This is a genomic window from Rhodococcus daqingensis (assembly GCF_042665615.1).
GTDB lineage: Bacteria > Actinomycetota > Actinomycetes > Mycobacteriales > Mycobacteriaceae > Rhodococcus_G > Rhodococcus_G daqingensis.
On sequence record NZ_JBHTCS010000009.1, the window covers coordinates 638,081 to 653,611 of the forward strand.

17 protein-coding genes are annotated in these 15,531 nt (G+C 70.1%); 4 read left to right on the forward strand and 13 right to left on the reverse strand.

Translation table 11 applies throughout. The features are described 5' to 3' along the window. Positions 1-15 precede the first annotated feature (15 nt). Both groES and ACFQS9_RS07550 read right to left on the reverse strand, forming a co-directional pair. Positions 16-315 (reverse strand): co-chaperone GroES, encoded by a 300-nt coding sequence (gene groES / locus ACFQS9_RS07545; RefSeq protein ID WP_027501788.1) that lies wholly within the window; start codon positions 313-315, stop codon positions 16-18. Between the two features lie 197 nt (positions 316-512). After that, on the reverse strand, positions 513-1,091 hold the full coding sequence (locus ACFQS9_RS07550; protein WP_378403051.1) for a TetR/AcrR family transcriptional regulator: 579 nt from the start codon (positions 1,089-1,091) through the stop codon (positions 513-515). Positions 1,092-1,179: 88 nt separating this feature from the next. Here ACFQS9_RS07550 and ACFQS9_RS07555 point away from each other — a divergent pair, with 88 nt between their 5' ends. The 3 genes from ACFQS9_RS07555 to ACFQS9_RS07565 all read left to right on the forward strand — a co-directional run bounded on the left by ACFQS9_RS07555 (position 1,180) and on the right by ACFQS9_RS07565 (position 3,839). Further along, positions 1,180-1,530: a DoxX family protein gene (locus ACFQS9_RS07555; protein ID WP_378403053.1), complete on the forward strand. Its 351-nt coding sequence runs from the start codon at positions 1,180-1,182 to the stop codon at positions 1,528-1,530. An 88-nt stretch (positions 1,531-1,618) separates the two neighbouring features. Then, on the forward strand, positions 1,619-3,352 hold the full coding sequence (locus tag ACFQS9_RS07560; RefSeq protein ID WP_378403055.1) for a TIGR03767 family metallophosphoesterase: 1,734 nt from the start codon (positions 1,619-1,621) through the stop codon (positions 3,350-3,352). Positions 3,353-3,395: 43 nt separating this feature from the next. Next, positions 3,396-3,839 carry an RrF2 family transcriptional regulator gene (locus ACFQS9_RS07565; protein ID WP_378403057.1) on the forward strand — a complete coding sequence of 148 codons (444 nt, stop codon included), beginning with the start codon at positions 3,396-3,398 and terminating at the stop codon, positions 3,837-3,839. On the opposite strand, the gene ACFQS9_RS07570 is transcribed toward ACFQS9_RS07565, so the two are convergent. The 8 genes from ACFQS9_RS07570 to ACFQS9_RS07605 form a co-directional block, all read right to left on the reverse strand. Next, complete coding sequence (locus tag ACFQS9_RS07570; RefSeq protein ID WP_378403059.1) at positions 3,829-4,389, reverse strand: potassium channel family protein; 561 nt, start codon at positions 4,387-4,389, stop codon at positions 3,829-3,831. The two genes, ACFQS9_RS07565 and ACFQS9_RS07570, sit on opposite strands and share 11 nt — an antisense overlap. Next, entirely contained in the window at positions 4,379-5,431 is a 1,053-nt protein-coding gene (tsaD, locus tag ACFQS9_RS07575; protein ID WP_378403061.1) for a tRNA (adenosine(37)-N6)-threonylcarbamoyltransferase complex transferase subunit TsaD, read from the reverse strand. The genes ACFQS9_RS07570 and tsaD overlap by 11 nt, the downstream gene beginning before the upstream one ends. Beyond that, positions 5,428-5,910: a ribosomal protein S18-alanine N-acetyltransferase gene (gene rimI, locus ACFQS9_RS07580; protein WP_378403063.1), complete on the reverse strand. Its 483-nt coding sequence runs from the start codon at positions 5,908-5,910 to the stop codon at positions 5,428-5,430. Before rimI ends, tsaD begins: the two co-directional genes overlap by 4 nt. Further along, positions 5,907-6,551, reverse strand: coding sequence for a tRNA (adenosine(37)-N6)-threonylcarbamoyltransferase complex dimerization subunit type 1 TsaB (tsaB, locus tag ACFQS9_RS07585; RefSeq protein WP_378403065.1), 645 nt, complete (start codon positions 6,549-6,551; stop codon positions 5,907-5,909). The genes rimI and tsaB overlap by 4 nt, the downstream gene beginning before the upstream one ends. A gap of 21 nt (positions 6,552-6,572) precedes the next feature. Further along, a complete protein-coding gene (gene tsaE / locus ACFQS9_RS07590; protein ID WP_378403067.1) occupies positions 6,573-7,055 on the reverse strand; it encodes a tRNA (adenosine(37)-N6)-threonylcarbamoyltransferase complex ATPase subunit type 1 TsaE in 483 nt (160 codons plus the stop codon). Then, the gene (locus ACFQS9_RS07595; RefSeq protein ID WP_378403073.1) at positions 7,048-8,121 is read right to left on the reverse strand and encodes an alpha/beta fold hydrolase; all 1,074 of its coding nucleotides are present in this window, start codon (positions 8,119-8,121) and stop codon (positions 7,048-7,050) included. The genes tsaE and ACFQS9_RS07595 overlap by 8 nt, the downstream gene beginning before the upstream one ends. Continuing rightward, positions 8,118-9,275, reverse strand: coding sequence for an alanine racemase (gene alr / locus ACFQS9_RS07600; RefSeq protein WP_378403075.1), 1,158 nt, complete (start codon positions 9,273-9,275; stop codon positions 8,118-8,120). The genes ACFQS9_RS07595 and alr overlap by 4 nt, the downstream gene beginning before the upstream one ends. Before the next feature lie 94 nt (positions 9,276-9,369). After that, the gene (locus ACFQS9_RS07605) at positions 9,370-10,821 is read right to left on the reverse strand and encodes an NAD(P)H-hydrate dehydratase (protein ID WP_378403077.1); all 1,452 of its coding nucleotides are present in this window, start codon (positions 10,819-10,821) and stop codon (positions 9,370-9,372) included. Between the two features lie 48 nt (positions 10,822-10,869). Between ACFQS9_RS07605 and ACFQS9_RS07610 the strand changes: the two genes are divergently transcribed. Further along, a complete protein-coding gene (locus tag ACFQS9_RS07610; protein WP_378403079.1) occupies positions 10,870-11,217 on the forward strand; it encodes a cupredoxin domain-containing protein in 348 nt (115 codons plus the stop codon). 48 nt (positions 11,218-11,265) lie between these two features. On the opposite strand, the gene glmS is transcribed toward ACFQS9_RS07610, so the two are convergent. The 3 genes from glmS to ACFQS9_RS07625 all read right to left on the reverse strand — a co-directional run bounded on the left by glmS (position 11,266) and on the right by ACFQS9_RS07625 (position 15,519). Further along, positions 11,266-13,131, reverse strand: a complete 1,866-nt coding sequence (gene glmS, locus ACFQS9_RS07615) for a glutamine--fructose-6-phosphate transaminase (isomerizing) (RefSeq protein WP_378403081.1) — start codon at positions 13,129-13,131, stop codon at positions 11,266-11,268. A gap of 68 nt (positions 13,132-13,199) precedes the next feature. Beyond that, positions 13,200-14,234 (reverse strand): sialidase family protein, encoded by a 1,035-nt coding sequence (locus ACFQS9_RS07620; RefSeq protein ID WP_378403083.1) that lies wholly within the window; start codon positions 14,232-14,234, stop codon positions 13,200-13,202. Positions 14,235-14,436: 202 nt separating this feature from the next. Next, the gene (locus ACFQS9_RS07625; RefSeq protein WP_378403085.1) at positions 14,437-15,519 is read right to left on the reverse strand and encodes an alpha/beta fold hydrolase; all 1,083 of its coding nucleotides are present in this window, start codon (positions 15,517-15,519) and stop codon (positions 14,437-14,439) included. Between the last annotated feature and the right edge of the window lie 12 nt (positions 15,520-15,531).

The following is a 15,531-nucleotide window of genomic DNA, read 5'->3' on the forward strand; positions in this document are numbered from 1 at the left end:
CGGATCGCAAGTGGCTTACTTGGAGATGACAGCCAGCACGTCACGTGCCGAGAGGATCAGGTACTCCTGGCCGGCGTACTTGATCTCGGTTCCGCCGTACTTGCTGTAGATGACGGTGTCGCCTTCCTTGACGTCGACCGGGATGCGGTTGCCCTTGTCGGTCACGCGACCTTCGCCGACGGCGACGACGGTGCCCTCCTGGGGCTTCTCCTTGGCCGTGTCGGGGATGACCAGGCCTGAGGCAGTCGTCGTCTCGGCCTCGTTGGCCTGGACGAGGATCTTGTCCTCGAGCGGCTTGATGTTCACGCTCGCCACGATGAGCCCTCCACTTTCAGGGGTTTGTGCGTCCAGGGCTGGTCCCAGGACGTGATGGTTTGTTCGTACGCTTGCGGCATCTCACTCGAGTCCCGTCGTCGCGGGTGCCGAGACTCGGTCAGCGCCATCTAGCACTCTATACATGCGAGTGCCAGCGCTCAAGGTCGGCGGGTGCAAGGCAGACTTCCGGCCGGCGACTACTCCACACGCGCAGCCAGGACCCGGCGCAGTCGGATCTGCGCGCGCGTCATCCGGTCGCCACTGACGGCGAGGCCTGGGTCGAGCAACTCCTGGAACAGCAGGCCGTCGAAGAGGGCGAGCGCCAATCCGGCGGCATCCTCGCCCGCCTGGTCGTCGCCGAGCCCGAGCAGGGACGCGACCGCCGGGCGCGAACGGCGGAAACCGGTCGCGAGCAACCTCCTGATCCCCGGATCGTGCTGCGCCTTCGCGAGCGCACCGACGAAGTTCTTGGCCAGTCCGGTGTGTTGTCGCCTGCTGGCCTCGACCGCCTGCGCGGCGTGGCCGAATCGCAAGGCAGGCAACTCCGTGGGCAGCTCGCCCAGGCCGCGCGCGAGCTCGGCGAGCCAACGATCGAGCCCCTCGATCACCGCCGCCGTCACCAGTTCGTCCTTGGACCCGAAGTGGTAGGTGATCGACGCGAGGTTCGCCCCGGACTCCTCCGCGATGACGCGGGCGGTGATCCGCTCGGGCGGTAGCCGTTCCAGACACCGGAGCGTGCCCTCGATCAGGTTCGAACGATTGCTGCGCTGGGACACGGTCGCCCACCCTCCCTCGCGCCCTTGTGGGCCTCGGTTCAAATTGTACAATTGTTTAGATTGGGGGGCTGAAGGACCGGAGCTCATCATGTTCGTCGCCACCGTCGTCGTATCCGTTCTGTTGGCCGCCCTCCTCGGGTTCGCGGCCATCCGGAAGCTGAGCCACCGGGACCGGGTGGTTCAGAGCTATGCCCGGGTCGGCGTACCCGAGAACCGGCTGAACACGCTGGCGGCGATCCTCCTCGCCGGCGCAGCCGGCCTGATCCTGGGGCTGGCGTGGGCCCCGCTCGGAGTCGCCGCCGCGACCGGGGTGATCTGCTATTTCGCCGGGGCCGTCGCCTTCCACCTTCGAGCACACGACGCGAAGAACCTCCCCGTTCCACTCGCGTACGCGGCGGTCGCCGTCGTGGCGCTCGCCCTGCGCCTCGCGTCGAGCTGATCGCGCGGCCGGCGCCGGGATGGACGACTGTCCGACATCCGCGCCGTACCCGGCAGAGGTGACGGTCTGGTGACCTAGAGTCGTCGCCGTGGCAAACATCAGCAGGCGCGCATTCATCGGACTGGCCGGGCTCGGAGCCGCCGGAACCCTCGGGGTCGGCGCATTCGGACGGGCACCGTGGGGTACCTGGTACGCGGCGGCCGATCCCCTGCCCGCATCCTTTGCGGGTACCACCCTCGAGGCCGTCGCGACCCCCGTCGGCGGGTCCGGATACCGGACCCTCACCGCCGGACCCGGGTGGCCGATGATCGTGCGCGGCGAGCTCGCGCAGGCGCGTTCGGGCCGCGAGGAGCGCAGGACCGCCCTCGCCTCGCTGGTGCAGTTGACCGACCTGCACGTGCTCGACGCCCAGTCGCCCATGCGATTCGAGTACGTGCACCCGTTCACGGGCTCGGCCTTCCGCCCGCACGAGACCCTCACCACCCAGGGCCTGGTCTCGCTCGTGTCCCGGATCAACTCGCTGCCCGGAGGGCCGCACACCCGCCGCGCCTTCGATGCGGTGGTCACGACCGGCGACAACACCGACAACAAGGAACACGCCGAGCTGGGCTGGTTTCTGACCGCGCTCAACGGCGGGACGTTCATCCCGAACACCGGTGCCGCGGACCGCTACGAGGGCGTGCAGAACTCCGGCGCGGACCTGTACTGGAACCCCGAATCACCGATCCGCGACATGTACAAGAAGGCCGGCTTCCCCGAGATGCCGGGACTGCTCGGCGCGGCGACCCTCACCCCGGTCACCAGCCCCGGCCTGCGCACCCCGTGGTTCAGCGTGTTCGGCAACCACGACGATTCGGTCGAGGGCACCGTCCCGAGCGGCATCCCACCGCTCGAGGCCATGTACACCGGGTCGATCAAGATCGAGGTGCCGGACTCGGAGCAGGCCCGCGCGATCGGTAGCGCCGCCAGCTCGGATCCATCCGCGATCCCGGCCCTGCTCGCGGCGGTCACCACCCCGCCGCGCATCGTCACACCCGACTCCGACCGGGCGCCGTTCACACCGCGGCAGTACATCGCAGCCCACCTCGACCCGAGGAACACCGGACCCGGACCGGTCGGGCACGGCTTCGCCCCCGATGCGGGCGAGACCGGTATCGGCTACTACTCGTTCGAGATCGCGCCGGGCGTGGTCGGCATCAGCATGGACTCCACCAACCGCGCCGGGTTCGTCGAGGGCTCCCTCGGCGACGCCCAGTTCCGCTGGATCGAGCAGACCCTGCAGGCGGGCAGCAGCCGCTTCTTCGACGCGGGCGGGCGCCCGGTCACGCAGTCGCGCGAGGACACCTACTTCCTGCTGTTCAGTCACCACACCAGTGACACGATGACCAACCTGATTCCCGACCCCGAGAACCCCGCCGAGCGCAGGCACAGCGGCGACGAGCTGCTCCACCTGCTGCACCGATTCCCGAACGTGCTCGCCTGGGTGAACGGGCACACCCACGAGAACAAGATCACGGCGCACCCGGGCGCCACCGCGGTGCAGGGCTTCTGGGAGATCAACACCGCGTCGCACATCGACTTCCCACAGCACGCACGGGTGATCGAGGTGGTCGACAACACCGATGGCACGCTCTCGTTGCTGACGACGCTGCTCGAGGCGGACAGCCCCTATGAGGTCCGGCACGGGGACTTCTCCCAGCAGGGACTGGCCTCGCTGTACCGGGAGTTGTCGTTCAACGACATCCACGCCGACCCGAAGTCGGTGGGCGGGTCCGCCGATCACAACACCGAGCTGCTGCTGCTGGCCTCGCCGAGGGCGTGATCGTTTTGTTGAATCTCAGATGCAAGTATTATACGGTCGGACCGTGCAGCTGACACGTTTCACGGACCTTGGGCTGCGCGTGGTGATGCGCCTGGCCGCCTCTCCCGGAGGCGGTGGCCTGACCACAAGTCAGGTGGCGGATCAGATGTCGATTCCGTACACGCACACGGCCAAGGTCGTCGCGCGACTGCGTGAACTCGGTATGGTCGAAGCCCGCCGCGGTCGGGGCGGCGGGCTCACGATCACCGATGCCGGTCGCGTCACCTCGGTGGGCCGGCTCGCCCGTGCGCTGGAAGGCGACGACGAGGTCGTCACCTGTGAGGGTGACCATCCGTGTCCGCTGCGCAGCGGCTGCCGACTGCGCGGCGCCCTGCGCCGCGCCCAGATCGCGTTCTACGACTCGCTCGACGGGGTCACCGTCGACGACCTGATCCAGGAGCCGACCGGGCTCACCTTGCTGGCGCTCACCGACCCCGTCAGGGCGTGATCTCCCCGCTCGTCTCGCCGCCCCTGCGACGCTGCCCCAGCCGCACCGCGGCCGTGATGATGCGGACACCGACCGCGATCAGGAACAGGTTCCCCACGATCTGCGCCGAGACGATGGCCCTGGCGACCTCGGTGGTCGCGGTGATGTCGCCGAATCCCACCGTCGAGAAGCACACCAGCGTGAAATACAGCGAATCGATCTTCGTCAGAGGCTCATTGAAGTTCTCCGAGCCCGACAGGGACATCAGGTGGTACAGCGTCGCGAACGCGAGCAGGTAACCGGGCAGCATCAGTCCGAGACCCGCGATCGCCTGCAGCCCAGGGTGCTCCGCGTGGACGATCTTCCGGATCTGCCAGGCGAAGAGCGCACTGACGAAGACCAGCCCCAGCACCAGCCCGCCGATCGCGGAGGCCGACTCCAGGTTCTCCATCGGGATGACGAAGTAGACGACAACCAGCGCGACCGCGCTGGCGAGCGGGCGAATGGCGGCGCGCCGGATCAGGCTGCGCCGCTGCTCCTTCGGCAGGTTCTCGAACGTGTCATCGCCCATTGCTCGCCGTCCGCGACTGGCTGACGGTCACCGAGAGACCCGGATCCGTGGCGACCGTCAGGGGCGAGGGCGCGGCACCCCCCGCGATGACGTGCGCTCCCAACGCGGCGATCATCACCCCATTGTCGGTGCACAACCGCGGCTTGGGGATGCGAAGGGTCAAACCGGCGGCCGCGCAACGCTCCTCGGCGAGAGACCGGATGCGTGAGTTGGCGGTGGCACCGCCGCCCAGCACCAGTGTGTCGACGCCGACGTCGGTCGCCGCCCGCACCGCCTTCATGGTGAGCACGTCCGCCACCGCCTCCTGGAACGAGGCCGCGATGTCCGGGATGGGAAGCGGCTCACCGGCCCGCTCCTTCGACTCGACATACCTGGCCACCGCCGTCTTCAGCCCGGAGAAGGAGAAGTCGTAGCGCGCATCGCGCGGACCGGTCATGCCACGCGGGAACGCGATGGCGTTCGGGTCGCCGTCCTGCGCGGCCGCGTCGAGCGCCGGGCCGCCGGGGAATCCGAGTCCGAGCAGTCGGGCCACCTTGTCGAACGCCTCCCCCGCGGCGTCGTCCACCGTGGTGCCGAGTTCGACGATCGGCCGCGCCAGATCCTCGACGTGCAGCAGGTGTGTGTGCCCACCGGAGACCAGCAGCGCCACGCACGGCGGCATGGGGCCGTGTTCGAGGGTGTCCACCGCGACGTGACCGCCCAGGTGGTTCAGCGCGTAGAACGGCACGTCCCAGGCCGCGGCGTACGCCTTCGCGGCCGCGGCCCCGACCAGCAGTGCGCCGGCCAGACCCGGTCCGATGGTCACCGCGAGCGCATCCGGCTTGGCGATCCCCGACTGCGCGAGCGCACGGCGCATAGTCGGGACGATGGCCTCGAGGTGCGCCCGCGAGGCCACCTCGGGCACCACACCGCCGTATCGGGCGTGCTGGTCGACGCTGGAGGCCACCTCGTCGGCGAGGAGTTCGCAGGTTCCGTCCTCGTGCCACCGGACGATGCCGACTCCCGTTTCGTCGCAGGAGCTCTCGATCCCCATCACGATCATGACCGCTGCCCCTCGGCCCGGGCGGCCGGCCTGCGCATCGTGTACGCATCGGCCCCACTGGGCTGGTAGTAGTTCCTTCGCGTTCCGACGATCTCGAAACCCGTTCCCCGGTAGAGGGCGATCGCCGGTTCGTTGTCCGTGCGCACCTCGAGGAACACCGGGCCACCGTGGTCGTCGGCCTCCCGCAGCAGCGCGGCGAGCAGCAGCGCGCCCAGGCCCCGGCGCTGGTGAACGGGATCGACCCCGATCGTGTGCACCTCCGACTCGGCTCCGATCCCGGTGCCGAGCAACGCGATCCCGGCGTAGCCGAGCATCGTGTCGGCCTCGTCGCGGGCGACGAAGTATCGGTTGTGTGGTCCGGCCAGCTCCGAGCGGAAGGCATCCGCACTCCACGGGCTGTCCCCGGGGAACAGCACCGTCTCCAGCTCCTCGCAGCGGGTCGCGTCGGCCGCGGTCATCCCGACGATCCGCGTGGTCATTTCTTCCGGTCCGCGATCGCGACCGCGTCGGGGCGGCGCAGGTAGAGCGGCACCAACGGCGCGGGTTCGGCACCGGAGCCGAGCGCGGCCGCCGCCACCGCGACCAGACCGGCAGGCGAGGGCGTCTCGACCGGCTCGACCGGGAGGTCGAACAGGTCGACGTGACCGGCCGATCCCGCGATCGCCTGTGAGGGAGTCGGCTCCAGATCGGCAGGCTTGTTCACCTCCGGCCCCTGCACGCGGACACCCCCGCTGTACCTGGCCCAGTACACCTCGCGACGACGAGCGTCGGTGACCACCAGCAGATCCCGGCCCAGCGCGGCCTCGACAGCGATCGCGTCGAGGCTGCAGACACCGTGCACCGGGATGCCGAGGGCGTCACCGAACGCAGCGGCGGTGGCCATGCCGACCCGCAGGCCGGTGAAGGGGCCCGGTCCGCACCCGACCACGACGGCGTCGAGATCCGCCGGGACCACGCCCGCTTCGGTGAGGCATTCGAGGATGTGCGGGGTCAGCACCTCGGCGTGGGCGCGCGCGTTGACCGTGATGCGGGACGCCAGGGTCTTGGGGGTGTCGCCCTCAAGGCGCACCACCCCGGCGGTGACGGCGGGCGTGGCGGTATCGACCGCGAGTACGAGCACGGTTATCGAGGATACCCAGCGCTAAGGAACCCAGGCCCATTGCGCCGTGCGCACGTCCGACTCGGGTTCGCGACGCAGCCGCACCAGCAGATGACGCTCGGCCAGGTGCTCGACGATGCCCTCGCCCCACTCGACCACCACGACGGCGCCCGCGAGGTCCGTGTCCAGGTCCAGGGCGTCCAGTTCGTCGAAGGTCTGTCCCGGATCGGCACCGATACCCAGCCGGTAGGCGTCGACATGCACCATGGCCACCGGCTCACCGCCGCCGGGACGCTCGCCACCTGCCCGGTGCTCGCGGGCGATGATGAACGTCGGCGAGCTGACCCTGCCCTGCACACCCAGCCCGGCCGCGATCCCACGGGAGAGGGCGGTCTTGCCCGCACCGAGGGGTCCGTCGAGCACGACCAGGTCACCCGCGCTCAGTTCGAGCGCGAGGCGCCTGCCGAACGCCTCGGTGTCCTCGGCGGTCGGCAGGTGGATCGTGCGCGGTTCGTGGTCAGCCACCGACAACCGTCCGTTCGGCTTCGCCCTGCTCGGCGATGGAGCGGCCCACCAGTCGGTCGATCGCGTCCGTCACCCGGATCGGGAACTCGAGCTGCACCAGGTGCCCGCCGCCGACCACGCGCACCAGCTCGGACTCCGGCAGCTGGGCCGCCATGGCCTCGGACTGGGAGAACGGCAGGATCATGTCCGCATCCCCGCAGAGCACCAACGACGGCAGCTCGGCGATGACCGGCAATGCGGCCGATTCATCGTGCAGCTCAAGGGACTTGAGGAAGTTCACGATCGTCGTCACCGACGTCTGGTTGAGCATCCACTCGGAGAACCGCATCAGCGATTCGCTGACTTCGGTGCCGTACGAGGCCGCGCGCAGGATCGGGGAGATCAGCATGCGCGCGGCGCCGCGCCCGAACTGGACCAGGCCCGGCGAGGTGCGGACCGCGAGCCGGAACGCGTCGATCACGGGGTTCTGCAGGTTCCTGCTCAGCCCGGTCTTGTTGAGGCCCTCGGCCGCGGTGGAGATGAGACCGACCCCGATCACCTTGGTGCCGAACAACTCCGGCACCTGCCTGGCCAGAGCGAGGATCGTCATGCCGCCCATGGAGTGGCCGACCAGCACCACGGGCCCCCTGGGCGCGACCGCCTGCAGGAGCACATCGAGATCCCGACCGAGCTGGCCGATCGTACAGCTCGCGTGCGCGGGCACCCCGGACCGACCGTGGCCGCGCTGGTCGTAGAAGACCATCCGAACCGCCTTGCCCCAACGCTTCTCGAGCTGGCGCCGCTGGAAATGCCAGGACTCCATGCGCAGGCAGTAACCGTGCACGAAGACCACCGTGAGGGGCGCGTCGGCGGGTCCGACCTCACGGACCGCCAGCGCCGTGCCGTCCTCGGCCGCCACGATGCTGGCGCGGTCGGCGCTCATCAGCCGGAAGTCTTCCTTGGCGTACCGGTCGCGCCGCCCGCCGCGGCGCGGTGACGGCCGGTGAGCGACGGTGATGCCCGCGAGCGCGCCGAGCGCGGTGGCACTGACCGCGCCGCCGATCAGGCCCTTTCCCAACGGTCTCATCGCGGGTCCCCCCCACCTGTGTAGCTGCGGACGATTCGTCCCCGTACCCCGGTCACCACTTCGTAGTGGATGGTCTCGAGCGCGTCGGCCCAGTCCTGTGCCACCGGTTCGCCGTTGTCGCCGCTGCCGAACAGCACCGCGACATCGCCCTCCGTCACCCCGGCGGGGTCCGGTCCGAGGTCGACGACCACCTGGTCCATGCAGACCCGGCCGATCTGCGGGTGGCGACGGCCCCCGATCTGCACGTCGATGCGTCCGCCGAGGGCGCGCGGGATGCCGTCGGCGTAGCCGACCGGCAGCAGGGCGACAGTCGTGTCGCGCTTCGCCACCCAGGTGTGCCCGTAGGACACGCCCTCCCCCGCGGCGATCCGCTTCACCAGTGCCACCCGCGCGCGCAGCGTCATGGCGGGGCGCAGCCCGAACCCGCCGAGTTCGGGCACCGGGGAGAGTCCGTAGATCGCGATTCCGGGGCGGACCATGTCGAAGCGCAGGTCCGGCCGGGTCAGCACGGCGGCCGAGTTCGCCAGGTGCACCATCTCCGGGCGCAGGCCCACCCGCGCGGCGTCGGCCACGGCCTGGTTGAGGCGCGCCGCCTGGGTGTCGATCACCGGGTGGTGCGGCTGGTCGGCGTGCGCCAGGTGGGAGAACATCCCGCGCAGCCACACCGCGCCCTCGGCCTCCGCCCGGGCCAGGTCCTGGAGGGTGTCCTCGAGCTCGAACGGCGAGACGCCGTTGCGTCCCAGGCCGGTGTCCACCTTGAGCGTGACGGTCGCGGTGGTCCCGAGTTCCCGGGCGGCCGCGACCACAGACCGCAGGTGCCGGGGCGAGGAGACGCTCAGTTCGATCCCCGCGGCGATTGCGGCGGCGAAGTCCGCGTCCGGGGTGTGCAGCCACGACAGGATGGGCGCGTCGACGCCCGCGGCCCGCAGTGCCAGGGCCTCGTCCACGGTGGTGACGCCCAGCTCGGCCGCCCCGGCGGCGAGCGCCGTGCGGGCCACCTCCACCGCCCCGTGGTTGTAGGCATCGGCCTTCACGACGGCCATCACGGCAGCGTCACCCGCGTGTTCACACAGCAATCGGACGTTGTGGGCGATCGCATCGAGGTCGATCAGCGCTTCCGCTTGCGGCGCGGACGGCGCAACCGCGGAAGTCATGCGCAGATCGTCCCATACGGACAAGTCGGAGGTCACGATCCCAGATACTGCCATTGACGGCTGAGAGGCCAAATGATTTCCATCACTAACGAGGTCACATTTCGGGCACCGCTTGGGCACGAAGCACCCTCACCGCCGCCCTGACCTGGGACAACAGCGCGTCAGCGGAGATCGGCGCGGCGGTGACGGAACCCTCCCCCGCAGCAAGATTCGCCGCCAGCGAGTGCGCCCGGGCGCCCATGCCCGCGGCGGTCAGCGGCACCAGGCCGGTCGACATCAGTGCCCCGACGACGCCGGACAACACGTCCCCGGCACCCGCCGTCGCGGCGGCGGAACCACCCGCCTCGTTCAGCAGAACCGATCCGTCCGGATCGGCCACCACCGTGCACCGCCCCTTCAGCAGCACGCTGATCCCCCACTCGGCCGCCAGGGCGCGGGTCATCGCCACCCGGTCCGCCGCGGGATCGCGCCCGGTGAGCCGGGCGAACTCACCCGCATGCGGGGTCAGCAGCGTCGGCGCCGCCCTGCCCATGACGAGCCGGGGATCCGCCGCCACCAGGGTCAGGGCGTCGGCGTCCACCAGCACCGGCAGGTCGGTGCCGAGGACCGCACGCAGCACCGCCAGCGCCTCCGCATCGACGCCCATCCCCGGGCCGACCACCCACGCCTGCACCCGGCCGGCTGCGCCGAACCCGTCCACCGCCACGACCTCGGGCCAGCGCGAAAGAACCTGTGGCGCCGCGGTTCCCGCATATCGCACCATGCCGGAGGTGGCGGCGACGGCGGCCCCCGCACACAGCACGCCCGCGCCGGGATAGCGCGCGCTGCCCGCGATCACCCCGACGACCCCCTGGCTGTACTTGTCGTCGCCCGGCCCCGGCATCGGCCAGCGGGCGCCGATCTCGGGCGCGCCCATGGCCTGAACCGACGCCTGCGGGAGGCCGAGGCCGATGTCGACGAGTTCCACCCGGCCGCAGTGCGCCGCCGCGAGGGCGTGTACGGGTTTGAGCGCCCCGAAGGCGACGGTGACCGACGCCGTCACCGCCGGTCCCGCCGTGACGCCGGTGTCGGGGTCCACCCCGCTCGGCAGGTCTACCGCGATGATCGGCGCCGAGACCCTGGCCACCAGTGCGGCCGCGGGTGGCCGCAGGGGCCCACGGCCCGAGATCCCCACGATGCCGTCGAGGACCAGGTCGGGGTCGCCGAGATCCGCCTCGACGCCCGAATCGATCCGCCCGCCCGCGGAACGCAGCGCCGCCAGGCCCGCGGCGTGGACCCGGCCCGGGTCGAGCAGGACCGCCCGGACCACGACCCCGCGCCGCCGCAGCATCGCACCCGCCCACAGCGCGTCTCCGCCGTTGTCGCCGGACCCGACGAGCAAGGTCACCCGACGTCCCGCCACGCCTCCTGTGCGAGAACGCAATTCGGCCGCCGCGACAACGGACAGGCCGTGCGCGGCGCGGCGCATCAACGCGCCTTCGGGGAGCGCGGCGAGCAGCGGCGCCTCGGCGGCCCGCACCTGATCGGCCGTGAAGTAGTCACGCATCGAATCACCGTATCGCCACAGCCGCTGTTCGGGGCTACCCTGTTAACCATGCGCGCACTCGGCGCCACCATCGCAACCGGACTGCTTGTCGCATCGGTTCTCGCGGGAAGCGGCAGTCCGGCGCAGGCGCGGGACAAGACCGTCGAGGTCAACAACATGGCCTTCAGGCCGCACACCGCCAGGGTCCTGATCGGCGACACCGTCACCTGGGAGTTCAACGACGGCGCCACCGAACACAACGTCACCGCGACCGGATGGGCCACGGCGTCCGGCAGGAACTTCGCCAGCGAGGACATGTCCGAGGGCAGCTTCAGTGTCACCTTCTCCAGGCCGGGCACCTACACGTACATCTGCACCCTGCACTCGAACATGGGCGGCCAGGTCATCGTGCGCTGACGTGCCTGAGCGCGATCGGTACCCAGCGGGTACCGATCGCGACTGCGTCTATTCGACGGTGACGGACTTCGCGAGGTTGCGGGGCTTGTCCACGTCGTAGCCCCGGGTCTGCGCGACCTCGGCCGCGAACACCTGCAGCGGCACCGTGGACAACAGCGGCTGCAGCAGGCTCGGCGCCGCCGGGATCTCGATGAGGTGATCCGCGTGCGCGCGAACCGCCTCGTCGCCCTCCTCCGCGATCACGACGGTCCGTGCACCGCGGGCCTTGATCTCCTGGATGTTGGAGACCAGCTTCGAGTGCAGCACCGCGCGACCCTTCGGCGACGGCATCACGACGATGACCGGAAGGCCCTCCTCGATCAGCGCGATCGGCCCGTGCTTGAGCTCGCCCGCGGCGAATCCCTCGGCGTGGATGTACGCGAGCTCCTTGAGCTTGAGCGCACCCTCGAGCGCCACCGGGTACCCGACGTGGCGGCCGAGGAACAGCACGGTCGGCGAGTGCGCCAGTTCGCGGGCCAGTTCCCGAACCGGTTCGACGGTCTGCAGCACGCGGGCGACCAGCTCCGGCATCGCCTCGAGGTCGCGATACTCCCGGGCGACCTCGTCCGGGTACTTGGTGCCGCGCGCCTGTGCCAGGGCCAGCCCCACCAGATAGTTCGCGGTCACCTGGGCGAGGAACGCCTTGGTGGACGCGACTCCGATCTCCGGTCCTGCCCGGGTGTAGAGGACGGCGTCGGCCTCGCGCGGGATCTGGGACCCGTTGGTGTTGCACACCGCGAGCACGCGCGCCTTTTGATCCTTGGCGTGCCGCACCGCCTCGAGGGTGTCCGCGGTCTCGCCGGACTGCGAGATCGCGACGACGAGGGTCGAACGGTCGAGAACCGGGTCGCGGTAACGGAATTCGCTGGCCAGCTCCACCTCGACGGGCAGCCGGGTCCAGTGCTCGATCGCGTACTTGGCGAGCAGACCGGAGTGGTAGGCGCTGCCGCAGGCCACGACGAACACCTTGTCCACGTCGCGCAGCTCCTGATCGGAGAGCCGCTGCTCGTCGAGCACGATGCGCCCGTTGTCGAAGTGCCCGAGCAGGGTGTCGGCCACCGCGGCCGGCTGCTCCTGGATCTCCTTGAGCATGAAGTAGTCGTGGCCGCCCTTCTCGGCGGCGGCGAGGTCCCAGTCGATCCGGAACGGACGCGTGGGGACGTCCTCGTTGCCGTCGAAGTCGGTCACGGTGTAGCCGTCGGCGGTGATGACGACGACCTGGTCCTGGCCGAGCTCGACCGCGTCGCGGGTGTGCTCGATGAACGCAGCGACGTCGGATCCGAGGAAGGTCTCACCCTCGCCGACGCCGATCACCAGCGGGGTGGACCGGCGGGCCGCGACGATGGTGTCCGGGTGGTCGGCGTGCGTGAACACCAGGGTGAACGCGCCCTCGAGGCGGCGGATCACCTTCCTGGCGCTCTCCACGAAATCGCCCGAGGTGTCACCGGAGGCGTAGGCCCGCGAGACCAGGTGCACCGCCACCTCGGAGTCGGTGTCGGAGGCGAACTCGACGCCGTCGTTCTCGAGCTCGGCGCGCAGCGGGGCGAAGTTCTCGATGATGCCGTTGTGCACGACCGCGACCTTGCCTGCGGTATCCCGGTGGGGGTGCGCGTTCCGGTCGGTGGGCCTGCCGTGCGTCGCCCAGCGGGTGTGGCCCATGCCTGCCGTCCCGACGAACCGATCGGTGCCGGTCTCCGCGAGCTCGGCCTCGAGGTTGGCCAGCCGGCCCGCCTTCCGCTCGATCGCGACGCTGCCCTTACCGTCGAGGACCGCGATCCCGGCCGAGTCGTAGCCGCGATACTCCATCCGGCGCAGTGCCTCCACCACGACGTCCAGCGCCTGGCGGTGGCCGACGTATCCCACGATTCCGCACATGGGTCACAAGGGTACTGGGCAGGCGGACCCCTGCCGACCGGCAGGGCGCGGGCGCCGGGTGACCTGGGTCACGGTGCGACCGGGCCGGTGCCGAACAACGCAGTGCACACCCCGTTGTGCAGCTCGACGGCGACCTGCAGGACCCTGGATCCGCCCGCGACCGGCAGCAGCGGGGAGCTGTAGTTCGCACAGGTCTTGTTCTTCGCGCTCGGCGCCGCCACCGGCGCCGGGATCTCGAACCAGTGGCCCGCCCCGAAGTTGTCGTTGGCGAGCAGGACGCGACCGTTCTTCGCGGACGGTTTCCCGTTCTTGCCGACGTACGTCTGCCCGCCGAGCACCAGCCGGGTCCCGTTCGGGCCGCCCGGCACGGACTGCAGGTAAGGCGAGTGCTGGAAGTAGCTGCCGTCCGCGGTGGTCACCCTGACCCCGGGATCGGTCGTCGCACCCCAGTTGACCCCGTCGTGCGAGACCTTGACGTACGGGCTGCAGTACTCGGCGCCGAAGTTGCACATCTCGTAGGTCGAGGCGAACCGCCCGTCCGGTAGACGGGTCACCACCGCCATGCCCGGGCGTACCCGCTGCGGGTCGCGCGCCAGGATCACCTGCTTACCGAGCCAGTCCAGGCCGTTGACGGACGACACCCTGCTCAGTACCTGCGAATGCCGTGGCATCTCGGTCTCGTCGGCGTAGTACAGCCACAGCGTGCCCGCCGCGTCGACAACGAACTCGGGTTCCCAGACGCCCTCGTGGTTCGGGGACCGTGCCGCGACGCCGAGCGGCACCCAGTCGCGGCCGCCGTTCCAGCTCGCCCACACCTTGATCGCGATCCGCCGGTCGCGGCCGGCCTCGTGGCCCACCGTGCCCGCCCACAGCAGCGTGCCCGCGGGCAGCAGGCCGGCCTGCTGCGGGACCTCGAAGAGGGTGCTGCAGCACAGTCCCGAGTTGGCCTCGGGGTCGCGGATGGCGCCGATGGGATGGAAGGTGGCGCCGTCGTCGGTGCTCTCGAGGATCGGCGAGAAGTAACCCTGCGCGTCGCGGCTGGTCATCGACGCCAGGATCGTGCCGGACTGCTTGAGCCGGACGAGGCGCGGATACTCGCCCACCCCGAGCACCGAGGGACCCGGTTGCGCCATAGCCGGCGTCGGGCCGGCTACCAGGAGGAACAGGAACGAGAGTGCGAGACAGTAGGCCGCTCTGCGCAAGGTGCACCGTCCGGGTAGTCGGGATTTCCCGCGAATTCAAGCAGACCGGATCCCGCCATCGTGATGCTTTCGCAACATTTCCGGTTTCGGTGCGCGGAGACCGCTACCGTGCTGTGACCTCCGGGTCCGTGTGGGCGAGGAAGTCGGCGAGCGCGGGCCACATCGTCTCGCGCGCCGCGCGACCGGTCAGCACCCCCAGATGTCCGCCCGGGAACGCCCCGTAGCGGACCTCCGGCGCCCCGGTGAGCAGTTCGGTGAGGTGATGAACGGCCTTCTCGGGCGCGAGCCCGTCATTCGCACCCGCGATGACCATCGTCGGCACGTCGATGTCGCTCAGGTGCACCCGCCGGTCACCGATCTCCATGTGACCGGTCGCGAACTCGTTCGACCGCATCACCACGTGATAGAGCTGTCCGAATGTGCGGCCGGGATAGGCGTACATGCTGTTCATGAACCGGTCGACGGCCTCGAGCTGCTCGAGGTGATCTCGGTCGTCGAGATTGGCGAGAATGGTGAACGGCCTGGTCAGATACTTGTCGATGCTGGCTGCCTTGAACCCGAGGCTGGTCAGCGGCGCCGGAATGGTGCCGAGCGCCTTGTAGAGGGGCGAGACGGTGAACGGGCCGAACAGCCGATCGAGCGGACGCAGGGTCGCGAACAGCGGGACCTGCCGCAGATCGAAGGGGCTGGCGATCGGCGTGAGCGAGGCCAACGGCAGCTCGGAGTGGGCCGCGGCCGCATAGACGGCGAAGATCCCGCCCAGCGACCAGCCGGCAAGGTGCACCGGCCGGCCGCCCGCGTCCTCGCTGACCACCCGCACCGCGTCGGGGACCACGTCGTCCACCCAGTGCTCGAAGCCTCGCGTCCGGTCCTCGAAGTTCACCGGGCCGTAGTCCACCACGTACACGTCTCGACCGGTTTCCATGAGGTATTCGACGACGCTGCAACCGCGGCGGAGATCGAACGCGACGGAGGTGGCGGCCAGCGGCGTGACCAACAGCAGCGGCGCACCCGTCGCCTCACGATGCACCGAGCGGAAGCGACGGACGGTGCGTTCGGAGCTCGAGTCGACGACCTCCGACGGCGTCGGCCGCAGATCCGCCAGACCGCTGGATTCGAGCCGCGCACGCACGTTCTCCACCGCGCGGGGCAGGTCGCGGGGCACCGGTACCGGAATGCCAAACACTTGTCGCTTCTC